Origin of the sequence: Pseudomonas sp. NPDC089569, from assembly GCF_050280625.1 — a bacterium.
In the GTDB taxonomy this organism is placed as follows: Bacteria; Pseudomonadota; Gammaproteobacteria; order Pseudomonadales; family Pseudomonadaceae; genus Aquipseudomonas.
This window is the reverse complement of the sequence record NZ_JBNNVQ010000013.1, coordinates 62895-78748: the sequence shown is the minus strand read 5'-3', so window position 1 is coordinate 78748 and position 15854 is coordinate 62895. Positions and strand designations below refer to the sequence as shown.

The window sequence follows — 15854 nt, the reverse complement described above, 5'->3', positions numbered from 1 at the left end:
CCTCCATCGCGAGCGTGCTCGCTCCTACAGGGGATTGCGTTGGGTTCAGTGTTTGCGTTTTGCGAACACTGTTGTCGCCGTCTCTCTAATTGTTCCCGCAAGGGGTGCGACGTACTGTTGGTTCACGGTTACTACAACAACAAAACGGTGACATCCATGAGTAGCGCGGCAATCGAAACAGTCTTCGGCTCGCTGGATAACTACAGCAAGGGCTCGGTTGAAATCATCAGCGGCCAGGCCAGCCATTACGCCTTTTCGAACATTTTCGAAGTGGCCCAACAATCCCTTCCTTATGAAAAAGTCGTGGTGGGCCTCAACCTCGGCTATGTCATCGAAACCCTGCGTGCCGAAGGCCAGTCACCCTGGTACACCGCCGCGCACGATGAATTCGCCATCGTCATGGACGGTGACGTGCGGGTGGACTTCCTCAAGCTGGATACACCGTTGGTGGAGGGCGAGGGCACTCGACTGGCAGGCGAAGTGCCCGCCGGCAAACCGATGGGTTATGTGCTGCTCAAGCGCGGTCACCAGTGCCTGCTGCCGGTGGGCACGGCCTATCGCTTCGAGGCCGAGCGACCCGGTGTGATCCTGCAACAGACCATCAAGGGTCCCTTGTCGGTCGAGAAGTGGGCAGACATCTGCTTCAAGTGATCCGACCAGGCTGATCGGCTCAGCACCTGTCTCTCCCATAAAAGCAACAAGAGGAATCCTTCATGGCCATGCTCGAAAACGCTGCCGATAACGCACTCTTTGCCGACGACGAAGTCCAGGCCAGCGCCCCCCATGCAATCACCGGCTACCGTGCTTTCAAACTCGGCGCCTTCGAACTGTCGCGCGACGAATATTTTGCCCGTATCACCTGGCCCGCCAAGGGCCAGACCCGCTCGCACCTGATTCCGGTCGACGCCTTCCTGCGCGCCATGATGCGCGACGTGGCCTGGGGGTTCTTTTACGGCTGGGTCAACTTCGACCAGGTGATCGGCACCCGCAACTACTACGGCAATGTCGACCTGTACGCCGGCACCTTCAACGGCACGCTCAAGGCGGCCGGGGTGAACTACACCGAAAACTTTGAAACACCGCTGATCATGGCGACCTTCAAGGCCATCCTGCGGGACTGGACCAACGCGACCTTCGATCCGTTCGCAGCGCCGGAAGAAACCGGTTCGGCATTCGGTCGCAAGAACGGCGACAACATCCAGGCCATCGAACGTTTCCGCATCGCCACCAGGCGCATGCCGGGTTTGCCCGACGACTCGCCACTGCGCAACGATCTGCCGGTCAACCGCCAGTTCATCGATGTTGCGCAGGACGAGCCGCAAATCCACGCCGCCGAGGGTTTCGAAGGGCAGCTGCATGGTTTCAACCTGTTCAAATACCTGTCGCGCTCCGACGTCACCTGGAACCCGTCGGTGACGTCGGTGTGCAAGGCCAGCCTGTTCTGCCCGACCACCGAGGAGTTCATCCTGCCGGTGTTCCATGGCAATGACCGGATCGAGTGGTTCCTGCAGATGTCCGACGAAATCATCTGGGACGTCGGCGACAAGGACGACGGCAACCCGCGTGCCCGTATCACCATGCGTGCCGGCGACATCTGCGCCATGCCGGCGGACATCCGCCACCAGGGCTATTCGACCAAGCGCTCGATGCTGCTGGTGTGGGAAAACGCCACGCCGAACCTGCCGCAACGCTACGAAAGCGGCGAGCTCAAGCCCTATCCCATCGAGTTCTAACACCTTGCGCACAGCCTGGCGCGTGTCGGGCGAGTGCCGAATTTCCAGTCGTCAGACACTGCGCCGCCGGCGCGGTGCGAGGAAACCATTATGCAAAATCAGCTCTATATCGATGGCCGCTTCGTGGATGCGGTCGCCGGCGGCACCATCGACGTCGTGTCGCCCCATGACGGTTCGTTGATTACCCGCATCGCTGCCGCTGAAGCCGCCGACATCGATCTGGCGGTGGCCGCCGCCAAACGTGCCTTTCCGGCATGGTCCGCCCTGGGCGCCGCCGAGCGCGGCCGCCTGTTGCTCAAACTGGCGGACAGGATCGAGGAATGCAGTGAAGAGCTGGCGCAGCTCGAATCCCTCAACACCGGGCACCCGATCCGCGATTCCCGTGGCCTGGACGTGCCGCGCACGGCGGCCTGCTTCCGTTATTTTGGCGGCATGGCCGACAAGATCGAAGGTTCGGTGATTCCGGTCGAAGCCGGGTTCCTCAACTACGTGCAACGCAAGCCGATTGGCGTGGTGGGGCAGATCGTGCCGTGGAACTTCCCGCTGATGTTCACCAGCTGGAAAATGGGCCCGGCGCTGGCGGCGGGCAATACCATCGTGATCAAGCCTTCGGAAATCACACCGCTGTCGACCCTGCGCATTGTCGAGTTGATGACTGAAGTCGGCTTCCCCAAGGGCGTGGTCAACGTCGTGCCGGGTTACGGTCATACCGCAGGCCAGGCACTGGCCGAGCACCTGGACGTCGGCAAAATCGCCTTTACCGGGTCGACCGCCACCGGACGGCGGATAGTCGAAGCCTCCCGCAGCAACCTCAAGCGCATCCAGCTGGAGTTGGGCGGCAAGGGTGCCAACATCGTGTTCGAAGATGCCAACCTGGACGCGGCGGTCAACGGCGCGGCCTGGGCGATCTTTCACAATCAGGGCCAGGCGTGCATCGCCGGTTCGCGCCTGATTCTGCACGAAAAAATCGCCGATCAGTTCCTTGAGCGTTTCATCGCGCTGGCCAAGTCCGTTCGCCTGGGCAATCCCATGGACCCCGAGACCGAAATGGGCCCCTTGACCTCGGCGCTGCACCGTGACCGCGTCATGGCCTACATCGACATCGCCATTGAACAGGGCGGCAAGATTCTCGCCGGTGGCAAGGCACCCGATGCGCCAGAGCTGGCCAACGGCTTCTACGTCGAACCTACCGTCGTCGAAGCCAAGCCAAATGATCGGGTCTGTCAGGAGGAAGTCTTCGGCCCGTTCGTCACGGTGGTGCGTTTCAGCACCGATGAAGAGGCCCTGGCCATCGCCAACAACACCGAATACGGACTGGGCAGTGGTCTGTGGACGCAGAACCTGGCCCGTGCGCACAAGATGGCCGATGCGATTCACGCCGGCATGTGCTGGATCAATTGCTACAAGCGCGTCAACCCGGGCAGCCCGTTCGGCGGTGTGGGGCAGTCGGGCTATGGCCGTGAAATGGGATTCGAAGCGATTCATGACTACACCGAGGCCCGCTCGGTCTGGGTCAACGTCGATGCGAATATCCCTCCACACTTCAAGCGCTGAGGTTTGCCATGAACCCTTTTGTCTACCAAAGCCTACCGACCCGCGTGGTGTTCGGCTGGGGCAAGCTTTCGGCGCTGGCTGAAGAAATCGAACGGCTGGGCGCCAGGCGTGCGCTGATTCTCACCACGCCAGAGCAACGCGGGCTCGGCGAACAGGTGGCGCAGTTGCTCGGCGATCGCGCCGCGGATGTCTACTCCCGGGCCGTGATGCACGTTCCGCTGGAAGTGGCACAAGCGGCACGAGGCGAAGCAGTGCGGCTGCATGCCGATTGCTGCGTGGCCATCGGCGGTGGCTCGACCATCGGCCTGGGCAAGGCGATTGCCATGGATTCGGGGTTGCCGATTGTGGCCGTGCCGACCACTTACGCCGGTTCCGAGATGACGCCGATCTACGGGTTGACCGAAAATCGCCTGAAGAAAACCGGGCGCGACCCCCGGGTGTTGCCCAAGACGGTGATCTACGATCCGCAATTGACCTTGTCGCTGCCGGCGCACATATCGGCCTGTTCCGGCATGAACGCCATGGCTCACGCGGTCGAGGCGCTTTACGCGCAAGATGCCAACCCGATCATCGGGTTCATGGCCGAGGAATCGATTCGCTCGCTGGCACTGGCATTGCCGGCTGTCGTCAAGGACCCGAATGATCCCGATGCGCGCAGCCAGGCGTTGTACGGTGCATGGCTGGCGGGCATTTGCCTGGGGTCGGTCGGAATGGCCTTGCATCACAAGCTGTGTCACACCCTGGGCGGGACCTTCAATCTGCCCCACGCCCAGGCACACGCCATCGTGTTACCCCATGCCGCGCATTACAACCGTGAAGCGGCGGCGGGTCCCCTGCAACGTGCCGCGCGCGCGCTGGGTGGCAGCGAGGCGAGCGAGGCCGGTGCCTTGCTGTATGCGCTGAACCAGAAACTGGGTATCCCTCTGGCGCTGGCAGACATCGGTTTCCCGCAGAACGGTCCGGCTGAAGCGGCGCAAATTGCCTGCGCCAGCCCTTACTACAATCCGCGGCCATTCGAGCAGGCCCCGATCGAAGCGCTGTTGAACCGCGCCCTGAACGGCCAGGCACCCGCCTGATGGGTCGGGGCTGGCAACCATTTCCACGACCGCCGGAAGAACAAGAATGAGCGATCAAGACAAAACTGCGGAAAGATTGATTTCCCAGCACGCGGTGGACAGCTTCGCGAATGCCCCCGATGCCCGCTACAAACAGATCATGCAAAGCCTGGTGCGTCACCTGCACGCATTTGTCAGCGAGGTCGAACTGACCGAGCAGGAGTGGTTCGAGGGCATTCGCTTCCTGACCGAGACCGGTCACAAGTGCGATGGCCTGGTGCGCCAGGAATTCATCCTGCTTTCGGACACCCTGGGCGTTTCGATGCTGGTGGATGCGATCAACCATCGTCACAGCGCAAACGCCACCGAAACCACGGTGTTCGGACCGTTCTACATCGAAGGCATGCCGGATCGCGAGTTCGGCGAAAACATGGCATTGACCCCGGGCGAAGCGGCGCTGGTGCGCGGGCGGGTGGTCGATGCCCAGGGCAGGCCGCTGTCCGGTGCCGTGCTGGACGTGTGGCAGACGGCCGAAAACGGCATGTACTCGGGGCAGGACAGCGAGCAGCCGTTCGGCAATCTGCGCGGTCGCTATCGCACTAATGAAGATGGTTATTTCGCGATTCGCACCATTGTCCCGGTGTGCTACCCGATACCCACCGACGGCCCGGTCGGGCGCATGCTCGATGCCGCCAATCGCCATCCCTGGCGGCCGGCGCACCTGCATTTCATGGTTGAAGTGCCGGGTTATCGCAAACTGGTGACGCACCTGTTCAACCACGATGATCCGTACCTGGACTCGGACGCGGTGTTCGGCGTCAAGCAGTCATTGCAGGTGATCTATGAAGACCGGATGACGCACGACGACTTGTCCGCCGATCTGGAGATGCCGTTGCCGTTCAAGCGTGCCTGTTACGAATTCGTCATGGAAGCGGTGTGAATCATGGCGCAGTTTTTTGCGGTATTCGCCACCGACCACCCGGATTCCCAGGCCTTGCGCCAGCGTCTGCGGCCCAGTCACCAGGCTCATTTGCGCGCCACCGGGGGGCATCGGGTGGTCGTGCGGCTCGGTGGTCCGACGCTCGACGATGCCGCCATGGCGATGAATGGCACCTTGCTGGTCATCGAGGCCGGCAGCCTGCCGGAAGTGGAAGCCTTCATGCAGGACGACCCTTATGTTCAGGCCGGGCTGTTTGCCAGCCTGCAGATACGTCCCTGGCACTGGAGCCTGGGTAACCCGGAAATGCGTGGCTGACCATGACAACCATCACCTTGTGCCGGCGCGAAGACATCGCTGACGGTGGCGCCCTGGGGCTGCCTCAGCACAAGCAATTGCATCCTGCCGGTTTGATTGCGGTGCGCCAGGGTGAGCAGGTGTGGGTCTACATCAATCGCTGCCCGCACTTTTCCGTGCCCCTTGACTATCGATCGCAAGAGTTTTGCACCTACCGCGGCAGGGTCCTGATGTGTGCGCATCACAGCGCGATGTTTCGTTTCGAAGACGGCCATTGCATCGACGGCCCTTGCAAGGGCGCGCATCTGGAGGCGGTGCCGGTGCGCTGGGTGGAAAACCGCCTGGTCATGGAGGTGTCGAATCCTGGCGAGCAGGAGCGGGCGGACTGACGCCCGGTTGTCCTTGCCGTTGATCGAGCAGATGCACCATCAGGCAGGCATACAGCGTCACCGCGATGAACAGGCCCATGCGCACGGCGAACGCGGTGTAGACGTCCTTGCCGGCGGCGCTGTCCTGCACCGACTGGCCCAACAGAATGATCAGGGTCACCAGGGTGTTGAGCCAGAAGCCGGGACTCCAGCGTGTCTGGCTGAGCCCATAAAGCTTGCGCGCCAGCACCAGGCTGAACAGCAGCATCCACAGAAAGAACATCCACAGGTGCACGAACAGGCTCAGCGCCGACCAGAACCCGATGGCCAACAGGCCGCCGAGCAGGGTCGAGCCGACCAGTTCGCGGGCGGCATCGCGGGCACGCACCGTGGAGCTCTGTTGCCCGAGGTTGACCGCCTTGAGCACGATGGGCAGGTAGCGGGCCGGATCGATCAGGGCCAACAGGAAGGCCGGCATCACGATCAGGGTGGCACGCAAGGCGATGCGTTCGACTTGCTCGGCCGGCAAGGCCGGGGCCTTGGCAGGCGCTGGCAGATTGGCCGGTTCCGGGAACAGCCCATGGCCCACCGCACCGGCCAGAATCGCGAGAAACAGGCCGACGACCAACGCCGTGATGACGCTCAATGCCAGATCGAAATCGGCAACGCCGGCCGAGGAAATCATGGTCAGGCCAATCACCAGGAAGGTGACCACCAGTGCATTGCCGCCGCGCAGGCCAAAGCGGAACACCAGGAACAGGCTGACGCCAATCAACAGCACGCCGCTGAACGCGAAATAGCGCAGCAGTGGAATCAGCAGCAGGCCGATGCCGGTGGTCAGCATCGCCGTGAGTGCCAGCGCCAGCGTGGCCTTGAACGACAGTGGCCGATTGAGTGTCACCAGCAGCATCGCGCACAGCACCGGCGCCAGGAACGGAACAGGCAAGGCCAGGCCGAAACTGGCCGCCAGGCACAGCGCGGTGCCGGTGGCCAGGCGCAGGGCCCTTTGTACCCTTGGCGAGCGCTCAGTAGGCATACGACAGCCAACTCATCAGCCCGAGGAAAATCCGGCCCAGCGGGTTCAGCGGGTTGCCTTCGGAAGGGAAAGCCATGACTTCGGCCTGGCCGCCGGCGCGGATCGAGCGGTTGTCACGCAAGGTCGCCAAGGCATCGGGTGAAAATTCGATGATCACCGGGAAACGCTGGGCCGGGCGCAACCAGTCGCGGCTGTTTTGCACGGTGGGCAGGGTACCAGGGGCAGGGGACTGGCCGACGCTGACGCCGTAACCGACACTGCGCACGCGCCCCTGGAACACTTCGCCGGGCAGGGCATCCAGCACGATCGACACCGGCGTGTCGGGCTTGACCAGCCCCAGGTTGTTTTCGGTCATGTCGGCGCTGATCCACACATCGTGAATGGCGATCAGGGTCATGACCGGTGTACCCGCCGCGGCGAACTGACCGACATCGGTACGCAAGTCGGTGATCAGTCCGGCCGAACGCGCACGTACCTGGGTGTTGGCCAGGTCCAGTTCGGCTTTCGACAGGGCGGTGGCGGCGCTGCGCAGTTGGGCGTTGTCCTGCTCGTTACCGCCTTCCTGTTCGCGGGCACGTTGCACTTCGGCGCTGGCCGCGGCTACCTGGCTGACGGCGGCCTCGCGGTTGGCGCGCGACACTTCCAGCAAGCGCACGGAAATGGTCCCGGGGTCCTGGCGGTACAAGCCTTCGAGGCGCTGATTGTCCTGGCGCGCCTTGAGTTCGTTGGCCTGCGCTGCGCGCAAGTTGGCCTGTGCCGAGGCAATGCCGGCCGTGCTGGCACCGATCTGCCGACGCGTCGATTCAAGGTCGGCGCGGGCGCGGTCGACGGCGATCTGGTACGGCTGCGGGTCGATCTCGAAGATGACGTCCCCGGCCTTGACGTCCTGGTTGTTGCGTACGTTGACGCGGATCACCCTGCCGGCGACCTCGGCGGCCACCGGGATCACGAAGGCGCCAACCCGGGCCTGTTGCGTATAGGGCGTGAAACGGTCTGCCAGCAGATACCAGGCCAGGCTCACGACAATCAGCAGCAGCACCCCCTTGATGCCTTTTTTCGTCGGGTCGGCGGCGGGCTGGGCCTGGGCTTCACTGGAACCGGGCGCGGCGTCAGTCATGGTCTTTTACCTGATTGGGCAAAGGGGAGGCCGGTTGCGCAGCCGCGGGTTCGGCCAGCAAGTCGCCCCAGTCGGTACGTTGTTCCATTTGCCGGCGCGTGTCGGGATCGACCTTGGGCAGGGCGCTGTACCAACCGCCGCCCAGGGCCTTGTACAGCGCGATGGCGTTACTGACCGCATCGTTGCGACTGAGCAAATAGTTGTCCTGTACGTCGAGCAAGGCGCGCTGTGCATCCAGCACCCGTTGAAAGTCCGAGTAGCCTTCGCGGTACAGCGCATTGGCCAACTCCAGCGAACGTACGGCGGCGCCTTCGGCCTCGTGCAGAATGCGTTCGCGTTGCAGCGAGCGGGTCAGGCCGCTGGCGGCGTCGTCCGCTTCGCGCGCCGCCTGGCGCACGGTGTCGCGGTAGACCTCGATCAATTGCTGCAACCTGGCGTCCTGCACGCGCACGTTGTTGCTGATCCGCCCGTGGTCGAACACGTTCCAGCGCAGGCTGGGGCCGCCGATCAGGTCGAGACTGCGCGACGTGCCGCTCAAGGTGTCGGCGGACCAGACAATGCTGCCCAGCAAGGACAGCGACGGGTAGAAATCGGTTTCGGCCACGCCCACCAGCGCCGACTGTGCCGCGACATTCAGCTCGGCGGCGCGGACATCGGGACGGCGCAGCAAAAGATTGGCCGGCACATCCTGCAACACCGCGCGATCCACCAGCGGGATCAGGCCGCTGTATTCGACCACCATCGGCAGCGCGCCGGGTGGACGACCGATCAGCACGGCCAGGGCGTTGCGCTGGCGCAGCAGTTGATCTTCAAGGCTGGGAATGCTGCTCAGCGTGCTCAGGTACTGGGTCTTGGCCTGTTGCAGGTCGAGTTCGGCGGTCTGGCCACTGTTGAACAGCTTTTGCGTGATGTCGTAACTGCGCTGTTGCTGGCGGGCGTTTTCCCGGGCCACACGCAAGCGCGCTTCGGTGGTGCGCAGTGCAAAGTAGGTGTCCGCCACCTGCGCCCGCAACAGCACCAGGACGTCCTCGTAGTTGGCCTGCGTGGCGAAGTAACTGGCATCCGACGATTCGATGGCGCGGCTGAAGCGTCCCCAGAAGTCCAGCTCCCAGCCCACGTCGAAGGCGGCGCTGTGTTGCCAGAAATGGCTGTCTACCGGGTTGTTGCCGCCTGTTTGATTGCGATTCACGTAGAGGCTGTCGACGCTGACCTGTTGCAATTGCGGGTAACGCCCGCTCTGGGCGATACCCAATTGCGCGCGGGCTTCCATGACGCGCAGCCCGGCTATTTTGAGGCTGGCGTTGTGGGCATCGGATTCGGCAATCAGTTGATCGAGCACCGGATCCTTGAAAACTTGCCACCACTGGCGGATGTCCGGATACAGGGCACGTTGGCTGGCCTGTTCGAGCTCAGGCGAATTCCAGTGATCGACCCAGGGCTCGCCGGGTGGCTGAAAGTCCGGTCCCAGCCGCACGCATCCGCCCAATGCCAGCACGAGCAGCCACATCCACTGGCCCGGGCGGATCGACTGGGGGGCGGCGGTAGGGCTCGCGTGCTTCACAACCAGGCAACTTCCTTCCGGGGAACGTCACTGGAGCATAGCCGTCCGCGGCAGGAGCGTTCGTATCGATGAGGCAGTGTGCAAAAAACGCCGCGACTGTCTTGAAAACGACCTGTTTACGCTGAACGCGCACCTTGATCAGTTTTCTGTTGAACGACTGTTCAGCTTGGACTATGTTCGTTCCACCTTCTCTCCCGGCTGGTTGCGGGCTTGCGTTTCTTCATTTCGAACGAGGCACTGGCATGCGGTTTTCACCCTTTGTAGAGCGGATCTCAGGCCAAGGCGTTGCCGCTTGGGATATTCACTATGCGGCGTTCGAAGCGCAGCGCGCTGGCGAGGATGTGATCATTCTCAGTGTCGGCGACCCGGATTTTCCCACCCCTGACTTCATCACCGATGCCGCCATCGAAGCACTGCGCGAAGGGGACACTCACTACACGGAAATCGCCGGTCGCCTGGCCCTGCGCGAGGCCATCGCTGCGCGTTACGGCAAGCTGTTCGGTCGCGAGCTGCCCGCGGCGAACGTGATCACCGTGGCCGGTGCGCAAAATGCCTTGTTCGTGACCTCGATGTGCCTGCTCAGTGCCGGTGACGAGGTGATTGCCCTCGATCCGATGTACGTCACCTACGAGGCCACGCTCAAGGCGTCCGGTGCCACGTTGGTGCGCGTGCCCTGTGCGGCGGACGATGATTTCCGCCTCGATGCGGCCGTATTGGCCAAGGCCATCACACCGCGCACGCGGGCCATTTTCCTGTCCAACCCGAACAACCCCACGGGTGTGGTGCTCAATGGCGAAGAACTGCAAGCCATCGCCGAACTGGCCATCGCCCATGATCTGTGGGTGGTGGTCGATGAAGTCTATGAAAGCCTCACTTTCGAGCGCGAACACCAGAGCCTGGCGGCGTTGCCGGGCATGGCCGAACGTTGTGTAGTGATCGGCAGCCTGTCCAAATCCCATGCCATGACCGGTTGGCGAATCGGCTGGATCATCGCCAATCCTGCACTGGTAGCCCATGCCGAAACCCTGGTGTTGAGCATGCTCTATGGTTTGCCGGGATTCGTCATGGAAGCGGCGCTCAAGGCGGTGCAGGCTCACGATGAAGTGGCCCACGGCATGCGCGACATCTATCGGCGGCGACGGGATCTGGTGGTGGCGGGGTTGTCCGACTGCCCAGGCATCGCCGTGCTCAAGCCCGACGCCGGCATGTTCGTGCTGCTGGACGTGCGCGGCACCGGCCTTGCGTCGCTGGAATTTGCCTGGCGCCTGCTGCGCGAGGCGAACGTATCGGTGCTCGATGCCGCGGCGTTCGGTGAACCGGCCCAGGGCTTCGTGCGGCTGTCCTTCACCTTGGGTGAAGAGCGCCTGGCCGAGGCTTGCCGGCGTATCCGCGATTTTGTCCTGACACTCAAGGGGCAGGCGCCACAACCGGTGATCAGTCGCGTGACGACGCAAGCGGCGCCTGAGCCGGTCAAGACCCGGACCATGATCGAGGTCGAAAAGCTGCACAAGCGTTTTGGCAATATCGAGGTGCTCAAGGGCGTGTCCCTGAAGGCGAACGAAGGGGAGGTCATTTCGCTGATCGGCGCCAGCGGCTCGGGCAAAAGCACGTTGTTGCGCTGCATCAACATGCTCGAAGTGCCGGATCAGGGGCGCATTCTGGTGGACGGTGAGAGCATTCACCTCAATCACACACGGCCCGGCGCTCCGCTGGTGTCGGATGTCAAACAGCTTGTACGCATAAGATCCAGCCTGGGCATGGTGTTCCAGAACTTCAACCTCTGGCCCCATCGCACGGTGCTGGAAAACCTGATCGAAGCGCCGACCCAGGTCCTGCGCGAGAGCCGGGCGGAGGCCACCGAACGGGCCGAAGCCCTGCTCGAACGCGTGGGGCTGGCGGCCAAGCGCAACGAGTACCCGGCGTTTCTTTCCGGGGGACAGCAACAACGGGTGGCCATCGCCCGGGCCCTGGCCATGCGGCCCAAGGTCATGCTGTTCGATGAACCCACCTCGGCACTCGATCCGGAACTGGTCGGGGAAGTGCTGCGGGTGATCCGCTCCCTCGCCGAAGAAGGCCGGACCATGATCCTGGTGACCCATGAAATGGCCTTTGCACGCGATGTCTCATCCAAAGTCGCCTTCTTGCATCAAGGGCTGATCGAGGAAACCGGTACGCCGGATGAAGTGTTCGTACACCCACGCAGCGAGCGTTGCCGGCAATTCGTCAACGCTCATCAGACTCGCTAATACAACAAAAACAGACGGGGAAACATCATGGGAAATCGACGTTTGGCAAACTGGTTGTCCGGCGTGGCCTGCGTCATGCTGGCCGGCATGAGCGCAGCGCAAGCACAACCGATCCGCTTCGCAGTCGCAGCCGAACCCTATCCGCCGTACACCGAGAAACAGGCCAACGGTGAATGGAAGGGCTTCGAGGTCGACCTGATCCACAAGCTGTGCAGCGAAATGAAAGCCGATTGCGAGATCAAGGAAGTGGCCTGGGACGGGATCATTCCATCGCTGCTGGCGAAAAAGATCGACGTGATTTTTTCCTCGATGTCGGTGACCGAAGAACGGGAAAAACAGATCGCCTTCAGCCGGGCTTACTACGATTCGCCGGTTGCGGTGGTCGGGCCGAAGGGCACCACCGTGGCCAAGTACCCGGATGACCTGAAAGGCAAGACCATCGGCGTGCAGAACTCGACGGTGAGCGCCAACTACCTCAAGACCTACTACGAAAAAATCGCCGACGTTAAGTACTACGACACCCAGGACTCGGTGAACGCCGACCTGATTGCCGGGCGCCTGGACCTGATGATGGCCGACGGCACCGCCATGGTCGCCTTCGTCAAGACCCCGGACGCCAAGGACCTGGGCTACCTCGGCACCGTGCCGTACGACCCGCTCTTCGGCAAGGGCGTGGGCGCCGGCCTGCGCAAGGAAGACACCGCACTCAAGGCTCAGTTGGACACCGCCATCCAGTCCCTGCTGGCCAGCAAGGACTATGAAAACCTGTCCCAAAGCTACTTCGGGACCAACGTCAAGCCTGCGTTCTAACCATTGATGCCCCTGTAGGAGCGAGCACGCTCGCGATGGAGGCCCGGACACCGCGGGCACCCAGACAGCCCGCGTCATCGTTGACGACCATCGCGAGCATGCTCGCTCCTACAGGGATCGTGTCCTCCAACTGGAGACTGAAATGCCGGCAATGTTCGATTTGATCGATTTCAGCGAACAGGGATGGGGTGGGGCGCTGCTCAAGGGGCTCTGGATGACCCTGCAGATTTCGGCCGGGGCCTTTGTTGTCGGCCTGGGCATCGGCCTTCTGGTGGCCTGCCTGAAACTGGGTGGGCCAAAGCCGATTGCGGCGCTGGCCCGTGGTTACACCACGCTGTTCCGGGCCGTTCCGGAACTGTTGTTGATCTTGCTGCTGTATTACGTCGGTTCCATGGCGCTCAACTCGTTGATGGCTTCGCTCGGTTACGGCGTGGTCGATGTCAGCGGTCCGCTGGCGGCCATTCTGGTGTTGGGGTTGGTGCAGGGCGCCTACGCCTCGGAGATTTTCCGCGCGGCGATCCAGGCCATTCCCTTCGGCCAGATCGAAGCGGGGAAAGCTTTCGGCCTGCACGGCATGGGCCTTTTCCGCCGCGTCACCCTGCCGATCATGGCGCCTTATGCAATGGCGGGGATGGCCAACCTGTGGATCAACCTGATCAAGGACAGCGCGCTGATCAGCGTGGTCGGCACCAACGAACTGCTGTACACCGCCAAGCAGGGCGCAGGTTCCACGCGTCACTATCTGTTGTTCTATCTCACCGCCGCGGCGCTGTATTACGCAGTGACGCTTTTGTCCAACTACCTGTCGGGACGGCTCGAGCGGCGCATTCGTCGCTGGATGCCGCTTGCTGACTGAACCGGCGGAGTGAATGAAATGATTCCAGCGTGGACAATTCAATACGCAGAGTTGCTGGTCCGCGGGCTGCAAACGACCGTCACCATTTTGCTGGTGTCCAGCGTGCTCGGTTTTGTGCTCGCGGTGCTGGTGGCGCTGGCGCGAATCTCCAGGAACAAGGTCATCGCCAAGGTCAGCCTGCTCTACACCAGCGTGACCCGTGGTACACCGCTGCTGATCCAGATCTACATCTTCTATTACGGCCTGGGCAGCCTGTTTGCGCAGTTTCCGCTGATTCGCGGCAGTTTCCTCTGGCCCTACCTGCGCGATGGCTTCTGGTACATCGTCTTCGCACTGGTGGTGTCGGTGGGGGCTTATGTTGGTGAAGTGATTCGTGGCGGGCTTCTGGCCGTGCCCAAGGGCGAAATGGAAGCCGCCAGTGCCTTCGGCATGACGCAGCGCCAGGCCCTGCTGCGAGTCCGTTTACCCAGGGCGTTGCGCTTGCTGCTGCCGACCCTGGCGGGGGAGACCGTGATGCTGCTCAAGTCCACCGCACTGGCCTCGACCATCGCCGTGATCGACCTGCTGGGCGCGGCCAACGTGGTACGCACACAAACCCTGCAAGTGTATGAGCCGTTGCTGCTGGTGGCCGGTGTGTACGTGTGCCTGACGTTCCTGATCGAGGGGGTGTTCGCCTTCGCCGAGCGCCGGGGCACACCGGTGCGCAGGTCCGCATGATGAAACAGCCTCTGGTTGACCGTTCCATGCAAGGCATTGGCCTGTGCACCCTGGGCTATGCCTTCCTGTCCTTGCAGGATGCGGGCATCAAGTGGCTGGTGGCCGATTATTCGGTGTTCACCATCCTGTTCTGGCGTGCCCTGGTGGTGGTGCTCGCCTGCTTGCTGGCGGGACGCCTGCAATTGGTGCAGCGTGCCTGGCGTTCGTCCAGCCGCCGCTTGCTGGTGGTGCGTGGGCTGTTGTCGATCGCCGCGTGGCTGCTGTATTACACGGCAGCCCGTGACCTGACCCTGGCGGAGATGACCACCCTGTATTTTTCCGCGCCGATCATGGTCACGGTACTGGCGACGCTGATTCTCAAGGAGCGTGTCACCGGCTGGCAGTGGTTCACCCTGATCATCGGGTTCGTCGGTGTGGTGATCGCCTGCCGTCCCGACAACATGAACGACCCCGTGCCGATTGTGCTGACGCTGCTGGCCGCGATGTGCTGGGCATTCACCTATATCCAGTTGCGCCAGGTGGACGACCAGACGTCAGTGCTTGAGCAAATGCTGATCACCAACGTGGTGTTCGTGATTTGCATGGCGGTGGCGTTGCCCTGGACGCACACACCGGCACCGACCCCGGCGTGGCTGGGCATGCTCGCCGCCGGATTGATGGGCGGGATGGGGCAGTTCCTGCTGTTCGCCAGTTTCCAGCGCGCCACCGCGACCGTGTTGGCACCGTTCGAATACACCGGGCTGATCTGGGCATTCCTGTTGTCGAGCCTGGTCTGGGGCACGTTGATGGACGTGTCATTGATGATCGGCGCCGGCCTGATCGCGGTCAGCGGCACGCTGGCGATGATTTTCGGCCGACACGCGTCACAGGACGTCGTCGGTGCCGAATGCTCCGTGTCGCAGCCCCTTTATCCAGCAGCGACAGATATGCAGGCCGTTGGCCGGGCTGAAGGTCTCGGCGTTCAGGCACCACTCGATCCAGAGGCCGTCGAGCATCGCCGATAGGCCGATGGCGGCCAGGCGCGTGTCGTGAATCACGAAGCCTTCGCTGGCCGCCAGGTCATCGAGCAACCGGCACAGCAGGTCGAGGTAGGCGCCATAGCTTTTTTCGTGGGACTGGCTGACGTGTTCGGAATGGCGGATCAGGCTCCAGAACACCACCCAGGCACCGAGCAGCTTCGGGTCCATGACCCGGGGTGAAAACGAGCCGACCAGGAAGGCATCCATTTTTTGCGCCGGCGTATCGGCCTGCTCGATTTCCTGATGCAAGGCCGTAGTCAGTTCGCTGGCGAGCTTCTGGTAGGTGTCGGCGATCAGCGCATCGATGCTGCCGAAATGGTGATTGAGCAAGCCTACGGAGACCCCGGCTTCGGTAGCGATGCGCCGCACGGATATCCCAGCGTGGCCATCGCGAACCAGGCAGCGCAGGGTGGCCGCCACCAGCAAGTCACGGCGTTCGTCGGGTTCTGCGCGGCGGTTTTTCGGGGCAGTGGTGGTCACGAAGAGGTCCTTGGCGGTAATCCACGCAACCGAGCTTAGTTGAACGTCTGTTCAATCACCAGCCTCGA

Annotated in this window: 15 protein-coding genes and 1 pseudogene; 12 read left to right on the top strand and 4 right to left on the bottom strand. The window is 62.6% G+C overall.

What is annotated here, in order from left to right:
* Positions 1 to 156 precede the first annotated feature (156 nt).
* The 7 genes from ACQKP2_RS09020 (at position 157) to ACQKP2_RS08990 (ending at position 5965) form a co-directional block, all read left to right on the top strand.
* A complete protein-coding gene (locus tag ACQKP2_RS09020; RefSeq protein WP_427575923.1) occupies positions 157 to 651 on the top strand; it encodes a hydroxyquinol 1,2-dioxygenase in 495 nt (164 codons plus the stop codon).
* 62 nt (positions 652 to 713) lie between these two features.
* On the top strand, positions 714 to 1733 hold the full coding sequence (locus ACQKP2_RS09015; protein WP_427575922.1) for a hydroxyquinol 1,2-dioxygenase: 1020 nt from the start codon (positions 714 to 716) through the stop codon (positions 1731 to 1733).
* Between the two features lie 90 nt (positions 1734 to 1823).
* Entirely contained in the window at positions 1824 to 3287 is a 1464-nt protein-coding gene (locus ACQKP2_RS09010) for an aldehyde dehydrogenase family protein (RefSeq protein ID WP_427575921.1), read from the top strand.
* 8 nt (positions 3288 to 3295) lie between these two features.
* Positions 3296 to 4363, top strand: coding sequence for a maleylacetate reductase (locus tag ACQKP2_RS09005; protein WP_427575920.1), 1068 nt, complete (start codon positions 3296 to 3298; stop codon positions 4361 to 4363).
* A 46-nt stretch (positions 4364 to 4409) separates the two neighbouring features.
* A complete protein-coding gene (locus tag ACQKP2_RS09000; RefSeq protein WP_427575919.1) occupies positions 4410 to 5282 on the top strand; it encodes an intradiol ring-cleavage dioxygenase in 873 nt (290 codons plus the stop codon).
* Positions 5283 to 5285: 3 nt separating this feature from the next.
* Positions 5286 to 5597, top strand: a complete 312-nt coding sequence (locus tag ACQKP2_RS08995; protein WP_427575918.1) for a YciI family protein — start codon at positions 5286 to 5288, stop codon at positions 5595 to 5597.
* Positions 5598 to 5599: 2 nt separating this feature from the next.
* Positions 5600 to 5965 (top strand): Rieske (2Fe-2S) protein, encoded by a 366-nt coding sequence (locus tag ACQKP2_RS08990; RefSeq protein WP_427575917.1) that lies wholly within the window; start codon positions 5600 to 5602, stop codon positions 5963 to 5965.
* On the opposite strand, the gene ACQKP2_RS08985 is transcribed toward ACQKP2_RS08990, so the two are convergent.
* The 3 genes from ACQKP2_RS08985 to ACQKP2_RS08975 are packed head-to-tail and all read right to left on the bottom strand — an operon-like array spanning position 5922 to position 9604.
* Positions 5922 to 6980 (bottom strand): DUF2955 domain-containing protein, encoded by a 1059-nt coding sequence (locus ACQKP2_RS08985; RefSeq protein WP_427575916.1) that lies wholly within the window; start codon positions 6978 to 6980, stop codon positions 5922 to 5924. The genes ACQKP2_RS08990 and ACQKP2_RS08985 overlap by 44 nt on opposite strands.
* Positions 6970 to 8097 carry an HlyD family secretion protein gene (locus ACQKP2_RS08980; RefSeq protein WP_427575915.1) on the bottom strand — a complete coding sequence of 376 codons (1128 nt, stop codon included), beginning with the start codon at positions 8095 to 8097 and terminating at the stop codon, positions 6970 to 6972. Before ACQKP2_RS08980 ends, ACQKP2_RS08985 begins: the two co-directional genes overlap by 11 nt.
* Positions 8090 to 9604, bottom strand: coding sequence for an efflux transporter outer membrane subunit (locus ACQKP2_RS08975; RefSeq protein ID WP_427575941.1), 1515 nt, complete (start codon positions 9602 to 9604; stop codon positions 8090 to 8092). The genes ACQKP2_RS08980 and ACQKP2_RS08975 overlap by 8 nt, the downstream gene beginning before the upstream one ends.
* 296 nt (positions 9605 to 9900) lie before the next feature.
* On the opposite strand from ACQKP2_RS08975, the gene ACQKP2_RS08970 reads away from it, so the two are divergent.
* The 5 genes from ACQKP2_RS08970 to ACQKP2_RS08950 all read left to right on the top strand — a co-directional run bounded on the left by ACQKP2_RS08970 (position 9901) and on the right by ACQKP2_RS08950 (position 15291).
* Positions 9901 to 11904, top strand: coding sequence for an aminotransferase class I/II-fold pyridoxal phosphate-dependent enzyme (locus ACQKP2_RS08970; protein ID WP_427575914.1), 2004 nt, complete (start codon positions 9901 to 9903; stop codon positions 11902 to 11904).
* A 27-nt stretch (positions 11905 to 11931) separates the two neighbouring features.
* Entirely contained in the window at positions 11932 to 12714 is a 783-nt protein-coding gene (locus ACQKP2_RS08965; protein WP_427575913.1) for a transporter substrate-binding domain-containing protein, read from the top strand.
* Positions 12715 to 12856: 142 nt separating this feature from the next.
* Positions 12857 to 13570 carry an ABC transporter permease gene (locus tag ACQKP2_RS08960; protein WP_427575912.1) on the top strand — a complete coding sequence of 238 codons (714 nt, stop codon included), beginning with the start codon at positions 12857 to 12859 and terminating at the stop codon, positions 13568 to 13570.
* 18 nt (positions 13571 to 13588) lie between these two features.
* Entirely contained in the window at positions 13589 to 14287 is a 699-nt protein-coding gene (locus tag ACQKP2_RS08955) for an ABC transporter permease (protein ID WP_427575911.1), read from the top strand.
* Entirely contained in the window at positions 14287 to 15291 is a 1005-nt protein-coding gene (locus ACQKP2_RS08950; protein WP_427575910.1) for a DMT family transporter, read from the top strand. The genes ACQKP2_RS08955 and ACQKP2_RS08950 overlap by 1 nt, the downstream gene beginning before the upstream one ends.
* Here the strand turns inward: ACQKP2_RS08950 and ACQKP2_RS08945 are convergent.
* Positions 15247 to 15675 (bottom strand): annotated as a pseudogene (locus ACQKP2_RS08945) (TetR family transcriptional regulator C-terminal domain-containing protein); the annotation flags it as partial. The gene ACQKP2_RS08950 and the pseudogene ACQKP2_RS08945 overlap by 45 nt on opposite strands.
* Between the last annotated feature and the right edge of the window lie 179 nt (positions 15676 to 15854).